This window comes from Anaerocaecibacter muris (genome assembly GCF_943192945.1).
Classification (GTDB): domain Bacteria; phylum Bacillota; class Clostridia; order Christensenellales; family Pumilibacteraceae; genus Anaerocaecibacter; species Anaerocaecibacter muris.
Window position 1 is genome coordinate 18334 of the sequence record NZ_CALPCE010000009.1, and the last position, 14517, is coordinate 32850.

16 protein-coding genes and 1 tRNA gene are annotated in these 14517 nt (G+C 49.3%); 3 read left to right on the forward strand and 14 right to left on the reverse strand.

Features of this window, described 5'->3' with window-relative positions; translation table 11 throughout:
* Positions 1-2: 2 nt before the first annotated feature.
* Entirely contained in the window at positions 3-449 is a 447-nt protein-coding gene (gene dtd / locus NFR57_RS07980) for a D-aminoacyl-tRNA deacylase (protein ID WP_251183316.1), read from the reverse strand.
* A 92-nt stretch (positions 450-541) separates the two neighbouring features.
* On the opposite strand from dtd, the gene NFR57_RS07985 reads away from it, so the two are divergent.
* Positions 542-617 (forward strand) — tRNA-Val (locus NFR57_RS07985).
* Between the two features lie 280 nt (positions 618-897).
* Here the strand turns inward: NFR57_RS07985 and NFR57_RS07990 are convergent.
* Genes NFR57_RS07990 through NFR57_RS08000 form a run of 4 tightly spaced genes read right to left on the reverse strand, consistent with a single transcriptional unit; the run spans position 898 to position 1939 of the window.
* Complete coding sequence (locus NFR57_RS07990) at positions 898-1047, reverse strand: hypothetical protein (RefSeq protein WP_251183317.1); 150 nt, start codon at positions 1045-1047, stop codon at positions 898-900.
* A 5-nt stretch (positions 1048-1052) separates the two neighbouring features.
* Complete coding sequence (locus tag NFR57_RS07995) at positions 1053-1547, reverse strand: hypothetical protein (RefSeq protein WP_251183318.1); 495 nt, start codon at positions 1545-1547, stop codon at positions 1053-1055.
* Positions 1540-1662, reverse strand: coding sequence for a hypothetical protein (locus tag NFR57_RS08745; RefSeq protein WP_275557189.1), 123 nt, complete (start codon positions 1660-1662; stop codon positions 1540-1542). The genes NFR57_RS07995 and NFR57_RS08745 overlap by 8 nt, the downstream gene beginning before the upstream one ends.
* A complete protein-coding gene (locus NFR57_RS08000; RefSeq protein WP_251183319.1) occupies positions 1655-1939 on the reverse strand; it encodes a hypothetical protein in 285 nt (94 codons plus the stop codon). Before NFR57_RS08000 ends, NFR57_RS08745 begins: the two co-directional genes overlap by 8 nt.
* Positions 1940-2273: 334 nt before the next feature.
* Between NFR57_RS08000 and NFR57_RS08005 the strand changes: the two genes are divergently transcribed.
* Positions 2274-2762 carry a hypothetical protein gene (locus tag NFR57_RS08005; RefSeq protein ID WP_251183320.1) on the forward strand — a complete coding sequence of 163 codons (489 nt, stop codon included), beginning with the start codon at positions 2274-2276 and terminating at the stop codon, positions 2760-2762.
* A 435-nt stretch (positions 2763-3197) separates the two neighbouring features.
* Here the strand turns inward: NFR57_RS08005 and NFR57_RS08010 are convergent, their stop codons facing one another.
* Genes NFR57_RS08010 through NFR57_RS08020 form a run of 3 tightly spaced genes read right to left on the reverse strand, consistent with a single transcriptional unit; the run spans position 3198 to position 7962 of the window.
* Positions 3198-5615 (reverse strand): alpha-L-rhamnosidase, encoded by a 2418-nt coding sequence (locus NFR57_RS08010; protein ID WP_251183321.1) that lies wholly within the window; start codon positions 5613-5615, stop codon positions 3198-3200.
* Positions 5609-6574 (reverse strand): carbohydrate kinase family protein, encoded by a 966-nt coding sequence (locus tag NFR57_RS08015; protein ID WP_251183322.1) that lies wholly within the window; start codon positions 6572-6574, stop codon positions 5609-5611. The genes NFR57_RS08010 and NFR57_RS08015 overlap by 7 nt, the downstream gene beginning before the upstream one ends.
* 14 nt (positions 6575-6588) lie before the next feature.
* Positions 6589-7962: a glycoside hydrolase family 32 protein gene (locus NFR57_RS08020; protein ID WP_251183323.1), complete on the reverse strand. Its 1374-nt coding sequence runs from the start codon at positions 7960-7962 to the stop codon at positions 6589-6591.
* Positions 7963-8159: 197 nt separating this feature from the next.
* Here NFR57_RS08020 and NFR57_RS08025 point away from each other — a divergent pair, with 197 nt between their 5' ends.
* A complete protein-coding gene (locus NFR57_RS08025) occupies positions 8160-8744 on the forward strand; it encodes an RNA polymerase sigma factor (RefSeq protein ID WP_251183324.1) in 585 nt (194 codons plus the stop codon).
* 93 nt (positions 8745-8837) lie between these two features.
* On the opposite strand, the gene prfA is transcribed toward NFR57_RS08025, so the two are convergent.
* The 6 genes from prfA to NFR57_RS08055 form a co-directional block, all read right to left on the reverse strand.
* A complete protein-coding gene (gene prfA / locus NFR57_RS08030) occupies positions 8838-9920 on the reverse strand; it encodes a peptide chain release factor 1 (RefSeq protein ID WP_251183325.1) in 1083 nt (360 codons plus the stop codon).
* On the reverse strand, positions 9908-11671 hold the full coding sequence (gene prmC / locus NFR57_RS08035; protein ID WP_251183326.1) for a peptide chain release factor N(5)-glutamine methyltransferase: 1764 nt from the start codon (positions 11669-11671) through the stop codon (positions 9908-9910). The genes prfA and prmC overlap by 13 nt, the downstream gene beginning before the upstream one ends.
* A 75-nt stretch (positions 11672-11746) precedes the next feature.
* Complete coding sequence (gene rpmE, locus NFR57_RS08040; RefSeq protein WP_251183327.1) at positions 11747-11959, reverse strand: 50S ribosomal protein L31; 213 nt, start codon at positions 11957-11959, stop codon at positions 11747-11749.
* 125 nt (positions 11960-12084) lie between these two features.
* Positions 12085-13101 carry a zinc-dependent alcohol dehydrogenase gene (locus NFR57_RS08045; protein ID WP_251183328.1) on the reverse strand — a complete coding sequence of 339 codons (1017 nt, stop codon included), beginning with the start codon at positions 13099-13101 and terminating at the stop codon, positions 12085-12087.
* Positions 13102-13406: 305 nt separating this feature from the next.
* A complete protein-coding gene (locus tag NFR57_RS08050; RefSeq protein ID WP_251183329.1) occupies positions 13407-14015 on the reverse strand; it encodes a M23 family metallopeptidase in 609 nt (202 codons plus the stop codon).
* 86 nt (positions 14016-14101) lie between these two features.
* Positions 14102-14494, reverse strand: coding sequence for a hypothetical protein (locus NFR57_RS08055; protein WP_251183330.1), 393 nt, complete (start codon positions 14492-14494; stop codon positions 14102-14104).
* Between the last annotated feature and the right edge of the window lie 23 nt (positions 14495-14517).

A 14517-nucleotide genomic window follows, 5' to 3' on the forward strand; every position in this document is an offset into this window, starting at 1 on the left:
AATCAGTAAGTAATGGTGACGGGTCCGATATTGGTCTGCGAGATAAGCATGTCCGCGCCGAATATGCCGCGTTCGACCTTGCCTCCTCCGTCGCGCATAAGATCGACAACGACGTTACAAAGATAGTCGAACATGTCGCTCGCAGCACTCGGCGGACGCATGGCATTGGTAAAGCTCGGACGGTTGCCGTGGGAAATATCCGCGCAAAGCGTAAAGTTAGACACAAGCAAAATATCCCCGCCGATATTGCGCACGGACAAATTCATTTTTCCGCAATCGTCGGAAAAGATACGCATGGCGACGAGTTTTTGCGCAAACGCGATAATATCCGCCTCGACGTCAGACTGCTCGACGCCGACGTAAACCGCCAATCCTCGCCCGACGGACGCGACGCACTCACCGTCCACGGACAAGCGTGCATTTTCCACACGTTGAATAACCGCTTTCATGCCGTCATTTTACCACATTTATTCAATAAATACAAGCAAACCGCTTGACAAAAACGTCAAAATATACTAAACTTATAAAGCTATATGAGTTAGGGCAATTAACTCAGCTGGGAGAGTGTCTTCTTGACGTGGAGAAAGTCGGGGGTTCGAGTCCCTCATTGCCCACCATAAAGAACTGGGGCGAACACCTTAATAGGAGTTCGCTCTTTTTTTGTTGCGAAAAACCGACACGGCATTGTCAATAATTATTTCCCTCTTCCCCTCCGAATTTATTGCCTTTCGGCTGTGGTTGGTAGCACAGTTAAAAGCCGACGTCAACGCGCGAAAAATTTTGCATTGGACTATTAAATAACACCTGTCGGGTATCGTAATGAGCCCGACTTTTTCTTTGTACGCAAATTTTTTCGCGTTGTTCGTTGACGTCGGGTATTCGGGATTTGTTATGCGCTTACCTATCAGCTTTTACCCGTGCTACCGTTTGTTGTTGCCGAAAGGCAATATAAATTCGGAGGTTTCCAAAATGAAAGATATACGGCTTATAAATGTCGAGAGCTTTCATAAGCTCGATTGCTTTGTCTTTCTTTATCTGTCTGTCCATAGTAGTTATTCTCCTTTAATGTCGCTCAACATTTTGTCAAGCTGTTGTTCGGTTTCAATCTTGTAAGATTTACGGGTATAACTCAAACAAACTATACTGAGCTTGTTCATGCTTATTAGCCGTCTAATGTTGTTGAGCGTGCCGTTGCTTTTGCCGTCCCATAGCATAAACCCGAAATCGCAGTCGCGGCTCATAGCTATATCTTTTTGTTCGTAGTACGCTCTGCCGTAAATGCCTGTCGGTACGTCGATGGCTTTTACTTTGTAATTGCCTGCGTTATTGCGAGCTTTGCCGTTGGAAGCATACACCGTAACGAACGGGTAGTCGTATACGTTTTTAAGCTCTTGCTGAATCAGTTTGTCCGCACCGTAAGCGTCGCCTATGAGTACGTTCATACGGCTTGTTGCTATACTGCGTACATGAGCCTTGGCAAAATAACTTAATTCGGTTACGCTTAACGACCCACTGACGAATACGGTTTCGGTTTTGTTGTCAGTCATTATCTTCACCTCGATTTTCGCACCAATCCAATAACGCCGCAGTGAACTCATCGTCTTCGGCAAAGTCTTTGGGGAAGTCTTGTTTTAAGATAGCTATGTATTCTTCGTTAGTCATCGTCTTCACCTATGTTTACAAAGTCGTCGAGCTTGATTTTGTTTTCGTAGAACAGACCGAACTCGAAATACAGTTTACCATCCTTGTCGCGGAGCAGGGGGAACGTGTCTTGGCTAATACGACCTGCACGCGTGATTGCTACCGTAATCGTTTCGTAGACGAACGAAATGTCCAAGATATTGAACGTAATCTCGTATTCGCCGTCGTAGTAAGAGAATTCCGAGAGATAGTATTTTCTGGACTCGTTCTCTGTGTTTACATTTGCACTTGTTTTCATCAATGACATAATTTTCTTTTTTATTGTAGAATGTAGCTCCAAAACGTCCATGTACCAATGATCGAATGCTAATTGGTTCAGGTCTTGTACAAAAACTCAGTGACGGCAATTTACTTCCTTGTCCACGTTCACTATAAAAAAATTCTGTAATGTAATGCTGACAAACTATTGGAAACATATCATTATGAAATTTCACAAGCGAATAATAATTATACATTTTGTCGTTTTTATCTAAATGACAAAACGGTCTATAATCTTTTTTAGACATAACAGGGATTATTGTTGCTATAAAATTATCGCACATGAGTTTTGCGAAGCTTGTGGAATTGAGTTCATGGAATCGCCGAAACCCGCTACGAAAATTAGGCGTTGGATTCCTGCCGTTTCTATGAGTGCGGTTGCTGTCGCGGTAGTATGCGGTTGTATTCCGTTAATGTTGCCAAACAATGGCGGTAGTCCTATTCCGGACGCAAAATACGGAGAATCCGACGTTTATAGGGTGAGTGTAGAGGAGTCCGAATTCATAGCGTTGCCCGATATAGTTTTGTTTAATATGGATTATGCGGATAATTATACCGCAATACAGAAAGTTCTCACGGTAAAAAACGAAATCGAATTGGGCTATGAGATAAAACGCATAGAGTACAATTTCATATACGATGATGAATTATGCGCATACGATTTCGACTATCTTATGTATTCGGATAACAATTTTGATTTCCACAATAAAGACCAATATGTTGATTTGAATACTGTAATAGAAATAAAAGACATTACTTTTCAATATAAATTGATTACAAGCAAAACAGGCAAACGAATTTAACTATCTTAAAAAACTCAAAGATGTAAGCGTAAAAACGAGCGGTAAATTCTTAACCGTTTGCGAACCGTTTCCGAAAAATATCTATAAGGTAGACTCGAACTACGGAATAGAACTTGAATTTTACAGACAAAAACCGGTAAAAATTTTGCTTATACTATGGAGGACTTTTTTTCTCGTAGCTTTTATATTTTTAGTCATATCGTTTTTTATAAAAAACAGTTCCGTTACGACAGCAGCAATAATCACGATATTCGCCGTTAATTTTCCGTTCGTAATACCGTTGTCGATTTATCTTATAAAATGGTTTATTCGAAAAAAATAATTCGTTTTACATTACTGATTTTCCACTATCAATAAAGTTTTGCGTATCTCCCCATAAAACTTAATAGAAGCCCGTCGCCCCCCCATTTAGTTTTTTTGCGTTATTTTAATCATTTAAAGTTCTGTTTTTTGCGCAAACAATTTGTTTGCTCTGTCGAGCATTTCGGGAAAATCGGACAGTTTCATTTTCCCTTCCGAATCGCGGAACTCCGCCATAAACCCGAGGGTTTTCGGCTCTGCTTTCATCCATGCTATTTCGCTACCCGTGAATATGCCGCCGAACACTTCGTTAAACGCCTCGACCGCTTTTGGATTGTCAAACACTTCGATCACCGTGCTTTCGGGCGTATAGGGCGGAATATCGAGGTTTTCGCTTTGCGTCGAAAACTTGTATTCCCCGCTACCCGTTGCGACCGTCTTGCCGTTAATTACTATTTCCGCATATATTCCGCTCGGCACAGTTACGGCGTACTTTACATCGCCGTCTATATATTTGTATCCGACCTTAATCCCGTTGTATTCCGCTTCGAGCGCGGGCAAACCCTTAATCGGTCGGGGCGCAATCCTAACCTTTTTAAATCCTGCGCCCACCGTTTCTATACCCGCTATTCGCCTATACACAAACTCCATAACGCTACCGTAAGCGTAATGATTGTAACTGTTCATGCCGTCGGGATTGGGCGTGCCGTCGGGCATAAGGCTGTTCCAACGCTCCCACACAGTCGTCGCGCCCATGTCAACTTCGTATAACCAACTCGGATAGCAGTTGTTCATAAGGACTCTGACGGCTGTATCAAAATAACCGTTGTCCGCAAGCGCGAAAAGCAGGTACGGCGAGCCGACAAAACCCGTAACCATTCTGTATCCGTGCCTTACGACGTTGTCGTTAAGTTGTTTTGCGAGTTCATTACGGTGATTTTCCTCTACTATACCGAAGTGCAACGCTATCACTTGCGCCGTAACCGTATCCAAAGCGAGCCGCCCGTTTTTCGTAAAGTATTCGTCGCGCACGAGTTTTAACGTCTTTTCGTATTTTTTAGCGTACAATTCAGCTTCGGCGGTCTTGCCCAACAACCTTGCGCTTTCGGCGACAATCCGTAAAGAATTGACAAAAAACACATTCGTTATATAGTATTTATCGGTGCGACCTATGCAATCGCAAGCCACCATCTGTTCGTTATCCAAAGCAAGCCAATCGCCGTATTCAGTACCGCGACAGACAAGTCCGTTTTCTGTAGTCTGTTCGCGCGCCGCGATAAATTTTTTCATAGCGGCGTAGTTATCGGCTATAAACGATATATCGCCGTACATTTCGTACAACGTGCGCGGCACCATGGTTACGCAGTCGCTCCACATGGCGTCTGTATGACGACAATCGCTGTTTAGCTGATTACATCTGTAAAAGTCGGGGATCATGTGCGGAATCCCGCCGTTTTCGCCTTGGTCGTTGCGCAAATCGTTGAGCCACTTTTTCATGAACGCGCGAATATCGTAATTGTACGCCGCCGTGCGGCAAAACGCATTGATGTCGCCCGTCCACCCCAGCCGTTCGTCGCGTTGCGGGCAATCGGTGGGAATATCCACAAAGTTTCCGCGCTGACCCCAAACAACGTTTTGCATAAGCCTGTCGAAGCGTTTATTGCTCGAATGGATGCTCCCCGTGCGGCGCATATCGGTGTGCATGACAAGCGCGGTAACGCAGTCGCTCGGCAACTCCGCGCCTGATATTCGCACATACCTAAACCCGTGAAAAGTAAATTCGGGACGAACCGTCGCCTTCCCTTTAATACATATTTCGTCAGTAGCTTTTGCCGTGCGCAGATTAGCGTTATAAAAATTGCCGTGCACAAGGATTTCACAAAATTCGAGTTTAATTCGCCCGTCGAAACCGTCGTGAGTATTCACCTCGACCACGCCCGCGACGTTTTGTCCGAAGTCGTACACGAGATCGCCCTCGGGCGTGCGAATAATTTGTTTTACGGGCAACCGCTCCGTCACGCGCACCGGCTCGCAAATTTGCTCGACCAGCGCGGCTTTATTATAATCGATAATTTTAACCGTCAAATCATGCAACGGCGCAGTGAAGTCTATCACTTCCCCGTCGTAAATTCCGCTCTCGCGTATAACGCTTTCGCGCGCATTAAAGCTACCGTCGGTAGACAAGACGACAGCGTCGTCCGCAACCAAATCGGCGCACACCGCCGCATCCTCGCCGTACATACGCCGCTTCCGATCCCACGTCAGATCGCCTTTATACCACCCCTCTCCGACCGTAAACGCAACGGTGTTTTCGCCGTTCCGCAAAAGCTCGGTAACGTCGTACTGTTGAACTTGCAAAGTTTTTTTGTACGACGTCCACCCGGGAGCAAGATAATTTTCGCCCACGCGCTTGCCGTTTACTTCGGCAAAGTAAAGCCCTGCCGCAGTCGCTTTCAATATCGCGCGTTGCGGACGCTCGGACAACTTAAACGTCTTATAAACAGTAAAAACGCTTTTGTCCTCGTAAACGCTTATAAATTCGCCTTTTAACATTTTTCACCTACTAAACTTACCGCTTGCCTATCGCCCATAGATGGAATTGCGCCGAAGCCCGTCGTCGTATATGCGCCGCACTTGCAAGCAAATTCTAAAATTTGAGAGTAATCCAAATTACCGACTATATTATACGGAGTTGCGCCCAACCGCAAAAGTTCCGCTATAAGCCCGCCGAAAAACGAGTCGCCGGCGCCCGTAGTATCGACGTTATTGACATTATATCCGCCGCAGTCGAACGTTCGTCCGTCGGCAAGATAAAGTTTCGCGCCGTTCGCGCCGCGCGTCACCGCCACGGCTTTGACCGTTCCGCACAGCAGTTTTTTTGCCGCGCCGTCTATATTATGCTCGCCCGTCAAAAATACCGCCTCGTCGTCGCCCACCTTTACAACGTCGGCTTTTGCCGCGTATTCGAGCGCGATCCGCTTTAACTCATCGGCGCTATCCCAAAGATTAAACCGCAGATTGGGATCGAAAAACACAAGCGCGCCGCCGCGCCGCGCCCGCTCGATTAAACTGTCGTGCGCGGCGCGGGCTTGCTCCGTTTTTAACGCCACGCTCCCAAACTCAAACGCGTCGCCGTCGCCGAACATTATATCGTAGAAGTCGCGCGCGTCGAGATACAGGTCAGCCGCCGTGCGACGGTAAAACGCAAACCGCCGCTCGCCGTTTTGACCGACGCTCACAAACGCGAGCGACGTATCGTAATCGGCGGTAGTCTTTACATGTTCGACGTTTACTCCAGCCGCCGCTATCGCTTGTTTTAAAAACTCGCCGAACGCGTCGTCGCCCACCTGCGATACGTATTCGGCGGGGCAACCGAGCTTTGCGGCTTGCACGCAGACGTTGGCGGGCGCGCCGCCCGCTTTTTTCACAAACTCCGTCGCGGCTTTAAGCTCGCCGCAACCTTTCGCCTGAAAATCTATCAAAAGCTCGCCCATACACGCCAGCTTGCCCATGACCGTTCCTCCTATTAACTTTTTTGCGCCGCAGGGTCAAACGCTTTGACAGTCAAACCTCTCGCGCCGTTCGCCGTCAGCGTCATCCTGCCGTCGATATAAAAGCGACTGCTAATCGTCTGTCTGCCGTCGTCCGCAAAAACCTCAACGCACGATACGTCCAGAAAAACGCGCACGCGCGGACTGTCCGCCCCTACTTTTGCTTTGCGCACACAACCGTTAAGATTGTTGGACTTTGTAGTGTCGAGAAAAACATCGCCGTCGTTGCCGACAACTATCTGCCCGGTTTCGCCCGCGATAACAATGCTCGCCCCGACAGGCAATTCCGCTTCTATTACGGAACACTGCGGCAATTCGCCGTCCGCATTACACGGCGAAAAATATCGCTCTGCCGCCGCAATCGGCGACTGAATAATATCACCGTTTACTATCGATAATTCGCGCGGCAAAGAGAACGCGCCCACCCATCCGTGATTGCGTTCGCGCGTCGGATAGCGTTTATTCCACATTTCGAGCCAACCGATAACGGTCGGGCGCGGCGCGTCGTTTACAAACTGCGGCGCGTAAAAACAGTCGCCGCAATCCATTTCTTTTACGAAATCTATATTCATTCGCTTGTTTCCGAAATCTATATCGCCGACCGCAAAAACGCTGATATTTCCGTTTTTATACCGACCGTCTTTCTCTTTTACGCCGCAACCCGATACGACTATAACATCTTTGCCGTCCACCTGCGCATAGCACGGACACTCCGCCATTTCCCCCAGTTCGTAAAACGGACCGATGCAAAAATCGTATTCCAGCCTGTCGAGCGATCGCCCCGACAGCACGACTATAACGCCGCGGTTGGCGCGCTCGTCCTTGCCTCCGACAAACACGTAATACTTTTCGCCCACACGCACGGGAAACGGATCGCGAAAATCCGACCGACTTATATAACTCGGCAACGCGGCGTTGTCGAATACCGCGGCGGCGCGCTTTTCAAAGGTCTTACCGTCGGCGCTCTCCGCCAAGCATATCCATTCTTTTTTGACGTTTTCCGTTTCGTAATGCCGAGTATACATCAAGTACAGCTTGCCGTCCGCCGCAATGCCCCCGCCCGAAAAACAACTCGTTTCGTCCGCGCCGGACGGACAGAGCGCGACGTTCCCGTGCCTGTATTCAATGAGATCGCTCGACACAAACTGACCCCAGTGCATTGCGCCGAACGAATCGGAATAAGGGTGATACTGATAAAACAGCCTATACTCGCCGTTAAAATACGCCAGTCCGTTGGGGTCGTTCATCCAGCCAATCGGCGGTGCCATGTGGTAGCGCGGATAATAGGTCTTATCGACGTTTTGCGCGTTTGCCGCGATATATTCGTCGGCTTGTTTAACGGTATACATATTCCGCCCTCTCATGCCTTTTGCGCGTCTGCGTCGCATCGGCAACGCCGTTCGGCGCAATAACTTTCTTTTACGATAAGTTTAACAAACGCAACCGCGTATGTCAACATATTTTTCGTGTCGCAACCGCATATAATTAAAAATTATTGTATGTGTAAACGATTGAGAAAAACATAAAATTATGTTATAATATGTCGATGGAATTCGACGATGATTCTTTATTTTTCAAAAGAATAAAAGACGGCGACGAAGCGGCGTATCACGAATTGGTGCGCCGTACTTCAAAGCCGCTCTATAACGTCGCTTACGGAATTCTCCTAAATAAAGAGGATAGCAAAGACGCGGTTATGGCGGCTTACGAATCGCTGTTTCAAAAACGCTATCTTTTGCAATATCCGAAAGGCATTGCTTCTTGGTTGCGCGTAACCGTTTCCAGAAAAGCATACGACATTATTCGATCGAACAAACGCATGGTCTTTATGGATAACGACGCAATAGTTGACGTCGAAGCGGAAACGATCGCAACGCACGTTTTGCATAAAGACGTTATATACGAAAAATTTCTCGTACTCGATTGCATGAGCAAACTTACAAAAGAGCAACGCGAGGTAGTCGTGTTAAAGTTTTGCGGTTATCCCAACCGAATCGTTACGGAATTCACGGGTCTTTCCGCCGCGCAAATAAAGCTCTTATATAAAAAGGCGCAAGACATATTTATCGATTACTATAAAGACAGGGATATGTACCCCGATCCCAAGCCCAAGAAAAATCGCAAAAAGTAAGTAATAGCGCAAAATAAACCCCCTCTTTCTCGACGTTACGGGAAGAAGGGGATTTTTTGCTTGTTTTTATCAACGCGTCGACGACGTTACGCTTTATTTATCCTCGTCGCCTTCCAACCTGCGCGTTTGATCGGCAAGCCGCAACGCCTCGACCATTTTGTCGAGATCGCCGTTCATAAACTCGTCTATGCTGTACAGCGTATAGCCGATACGGTGATCGGTCACGCGACCTTGCGGAAAATTGTACGTGCGTATGCGCTCGCTCCTGTCGCCCGTTCCCACCTGACCTTTACGAAGCGACGCATACTCCTCGTCCTTTTGACCTTGATAGTAATCGTACAGCTTGGTCGCAAGCACCTGCATGGCGCGTTCCTTGTTTTTGGTCTGACTGCGTTGGTCCTGACACGTGACGACAATGCCCGTCGGGAAGTGCGTTATGCGTATCGCGCTGTCCGTCTTGTTTATGTGCTGACCGCCCGCGCCGCTTGCCCTGTACGTGTCTATTTTAATATCTTTGTCAAGAATTTCCACGTCCACCGTTTCGGTTTCGGGCAGAACAGCGACCGTAACCGTCGAAGTGTGCACCCTGCCCTGCGTTTCGGTGACGGGCACGCGCTGAACGCGATGCACGCCGCTCTCGTATTTAAGGAAAGAAAAAACATCCTTGCCGCTTATGCCGAACACAGCTTCCTTTATGCCGCCGAGTTCGGTTTCGTTGACCGAAATATCCTCGACGGACCAACGCTTGCGCTCGGCGAACATGCGATACATTCTGCAAAGCTCCGCCGCGAACAACGCCGCCTCCTCGCCGCCCGCCGCGGGACGAATTTCGAGCACGGCGTTCTTGCCGTCGTTGGGATCTTTGGGCAAAAGCATTATTTTAAGCTCATCGATTATATTCTCGATAAGCTCCGACAGCCGTTCGCACTCCTCTTTGGCAAACAGCACAAATTCCTGATCGTCCGACTTTTGCATTTCCACCGCGTCCGAATAATCGGCTTTGGCTTTTTTTAGCTCGCCGTACTTTTCCACTATCGGTTCAAGCTCGCTTCGCTCTTTGCAAAGTTCCGCCCACGCCTTGTTGTCGGCGATGACGGCGGGGTCTTGCACTTTCAGATCGAGCGTTTTGAATCGCTCGACTATAATATCGAGTTTATCGGTTTTTATTTCCTGCATACAACAATCCTTTCTATTCCGTCGAGGTCCTTGACGACTTCGCTTTTGCCTATCTTTTTGAACAGCTTAACCACTTCCGCCGCTTGGTCGTACCCGACTTCCGTCATGATAACGCCGTCGTCCGTCAAATGCTCGGCGGCGCAATCCGCGATAATCCTGTAAAACTTCAACCCGTCGTCGCCGCCGTCGAGCGCGATTCGCGGTTGCACCGTGACCTGCGGTTGCAAGCCGTCTATATCCGCGGTGCGCACATACGGCGGGTTGCACGTAATAATGTCGAACTTGCCCTCAATCGCCGAAAACATATCGGACTTGACTACTTCCACGTCCAAACCCTTGAAATTGGTAAGAGCGACTTGCAACGCGTCGTCGGAAATATCCGCAGCGGTCACAGCCGCATCCGTACCGCGCGCAATAACGGAAGCGATACAGCCCGAACCGGTGCACAGATCGAGCACGCGCGCTTTTTTGTCGCCTATCTCTTCTACGGCGAGGTTGGCAAGCATTTCCGTTTCAAAACGCGGAATAAGCACGCGCTTATCGACGTTTATCTTAACGCCGCAAAAATCACTGTTTCCCAAAACGTAATCGAGCGGCTCGCCGTCAATCAGTCTGTCCGCATACTCGTTTGCCTTTTTTACAAGCCCCGATTTTATTTTTTGCACGCCGCCGAGGTCGCCGCGTCGCTTGTCCAAAATATCGCAGAAAATCCAGTCTGCGTCCTGCGGATTATCGGGCAAACGCTCCGCGAGCTTTCTGCGCTCGCAAGCGAAATCGCGCTCGTAAAAATCGATTGTAGGTTTGTTCGGTTCCGCGTCCAGTTCCAACACAGCATTAAACGCAACTATCGCAACTTCCGCCATACCGTCGTCGGGAATACACGTAGACAGCTTTTGCAACGCCAGCCCGGGCGCACGCAACGCGTTGGTAAACTTGTTGTCGGGAAGCACTGCAAGCCCGCGCAACAGCTCGAACGACAGCCCGGCTATCAACGGCAAGAGCAAAAGCCTAATCATCAGCGTAAAGAAAAAGTTTTCAAACAGATATTCGTACCCGCGAAACAACGTGAATATCCAGTTTAAAAGCGCGTACATCAATATTGCGAATATCACTACAAAAAACAAAAACGTCGTACCGCAACGATTATGCTTGGTCGAGCATGACTGCACGTTCTCGACGGTAAGAGGCAAGCCGCGTTCGTAACAGTTGATTGTGCGATGTTCCGCACCGTGATACATAAACGTGCGCTTGATGTCAGGCATCAGCCGCACGACGCCGAGATACGCTATAAAAATAATCAGCCGCGTACAGCCCTCTATAACCGAAATAACGCCCACATTGTCGAACGTCGTCCAACGCTTTATCGCCCAGCCGACAAACCACGGAAGCGCAATAAACAGTCCCACGGCAAGCACGACGCCCAAACCGACCGCAAGCGCAGTCGAACCCTTGGACGGGGTTTCCTCCTCCGGCGCGCTCACTTCCGCCGACTTCAACAGCGACGACATACCGACGGCAAGCGAGCTTATAAACGATATAACGCCGCGCACAATGGGTATGCGGCTCGCCTTGGAACGCTTTTTAAGCCGTTCGGTTTTAAGCTCTATCTGCCCGTCGGGCGCGCGCACAGCCAACGCGACGGAGCTTGCTCCGCGCATCATTACGCCCTCCAACAACGCTTGCCCGCCAATAAAGGTGCGGCGCGTCTTGCGAGCGGTATCGTATTTGTTATCTTTACTCTTTTTTGCCATATAAGAAAAAATCGAAACGCCCGCGTTTCGACATAAAAAAAACGGCGGACGAAAACCGCCCGCCGTGATCGACCGCTATTTACCGGATTTGCCCGAACGCTCGTTAAAGCGCGCGATACGTCCGCCCGTTTCCGCCTGCTTCTGCTTGCCGGTGTAGAACGGATGACACTGCGCGCAAATATCGACCTTCATAACGTCGCCTTTCTGTGTGGAGCCGGTAACGAACTTCGCGCCGCAAGCGCACTCCACCGTTACTTCGTGATAATCGGGATGTATATTCTGTTTCATGGTTATTATACCTCTCTATTGTTAGCCTAACAATTATACACCCAAACACGACCGCTGTCAAGCGTTTTATGCGCGTCGCGTGCAAATTTACGCCGTAATTCGAGTGTCTTATATTTACAGTTTGATTATATCTTGATCAAAGTTTTAAGCGAGCCGTCCTCCGCGCCGCTCGACAGCCGCTCGTATACTTCCGCCGCCTTATCGAACGGGATGGGCTCGGCGTGCAACAAGTCCACGTTGACGGTCTTATTGGCAAGCAGGTTGATAGCCGAAGAATAGTTTTTGCCGCAGTCCGTAACGGTAAAAAGGTCGAGCCGTTTTTCAATCAGTTCGCCGACGTTGCAGGACAGCGCGTTTTCCGCATACCGCCCTATCACGGCTATTTTGCCGCGCGTCGCCGTATAGTCGCACACGCTTTGGAGCGGCATGCCCGACCCCACAAAGTACGCGCACGAATCCGCCATGTGTCCGCCCGTAAGGCTCAATATCTTTTTGCAAACGTCGTCGTTTACGGCGTTGACCGTAAAATACACGCCCGACTGTTGCGCGAGCGCAAGCATTTCCTCACGCATATCGACGACGATAGGCACAGCCTGATAGTACATTGCGACCTGCGCAAGAATAATCCCCTCGACCGTCGCGCCCATTATGACTATTTGATCACCCTTGTCTACGCCCAACCGCGAAATTGCGTTAAGCGCGGTTGCGACGTGTTCGATAAACACCGCTTCCTCGTCCTTGATACGGTCGGGAATAATATACACGTCGTCGCAGGACACGACCGAAAAATCGCTCAAAAAGCCGTCCTCGTTCACGCCGAACAGCGCGGGCTTTTCGCAATCGAAATACCGCGAATCCTTACACGCCTTGCAGTTGTGACAGCTTGCGTGCGGCGAGGTTACAACGCGGTTGCCGCGCTGAATACCTTTTACGTTGCTACCGACTTCCGAAACGAACCCGACGCACTGGCGCACGGGAATAATCGGATACTTAACGTCCAACCGCCCTTCGTAAACCGCGACATCCGCGGGAGTGATTCCGCATATAAGGTTTTTCAGTTTTACGCAGTTATCCCCGACGGGCAACGCTTCCGTTTCGTCGAGTTTAAGCGTGCGCGGAGAGTGAATTCTGTACGCCTTCATATCGCATTTCCGCAATCGGCTAATTATTTACGGTCGTTGTATAACAGTGAAGCGTCGAATTTTCCGTAACGATTGCAAATATATTATAACACAAACCGCCGTAAATATCAAGTATTTAACGCGTCGTATTCACTTTGCGAACATGCGAAATATGCGGCGAAAAAAACAGCGTTTTTTAAAACGACAACGCCCCCGCGCGAACAAAATCGCGCAAGGACGCATCAACCGAAAAACTTTTTTACTGTCGGAATAACCGTTAGATTAGCGACGATTGCCCGCGACGCATAAAGCGTTCGGCAGTTATTTTATTTATCGCCGTCAATCGGGAGCAAGGTGGACGGGTCGACGTGCTTGCCGTCCTTTTTGAGCTCGAAGTGCAAGTGCGCGCCCGTTTTGAGCTCGGACATCATGCTGCTGGAAGTTACGCCCAGCTTGTCGCCGGCTTTTACCGCGTCGCCCTTTTTGACGGCAATGTTGCTGCCCAACGATTTGTAAATGGACACATAGCCGTCCGCATGCGTAACGGTAACGACGTTGCCGTCCATGGTCGTCTTTTCCACGTCGGTAACGGTACCGTCGAGAACGGACACAACGTCGCCTTCGCCTACAAAGTCGATAGCGGGGTGCCACTGCCAAAGGTCAAGCGTTTCCCACTTGACGAGTTTGTCGTCCGCATATCCCAAGCCGACCTGCGCGCCCTCAATGGGCATCATGACCGTGGGTTTGGTGTTGACTTCGTCGTCCGGCGGCGCAACGACGTTGCCCGTCGGTTTTTTATCGGGTAATGTAAATACCACCGACAAAACAATCACCGCCGCAATCACCAATACCGATACCGTAACGGCTATTGCGTACTTGTGACGTTGAAAAAAGTTTTTCTTTCTGTCTTTTGTGCTCGATTGATAGGTTTTCATGGTTTATTCCTCCGTACCGAAGATTATTGCCAACATATTTTTACTTATACAATCCGTCATAAAATTTTTACGACGCATGCAATCAATCAGTAACAACCCGACAAAACGGGCGTTCCCACGCTGATATGCCCGTCGCGCAGGCACGCCATAACGTTGTACTTCGCGCCGTTGGCAAGCGACTGCGTCGCGGCGCACACCCTCGGACTGAACGCGTATACTACTATCATGCCGTCCGTTTCCTCACGGTCGGTTTGGCTCGCGCCTATATGCGAAAGCGCGGCGTACATTTCCTCCTCCCCGCCCGAAAAATCGACGCGCACAAGCTCGTCGGCGCGATAACACAACCCGTCGAGCGAAGCGACGGGCATATTGTCGTAATACGCTGTGGGCTCGCCTATCCAAACAAGCGGACTGAACCACACGGCGACGAATACAATTCCCACCGCAAACAAAACGACGGCGACACACAGCTTTTTCATACCCCCGATTATTGACGCCGAAC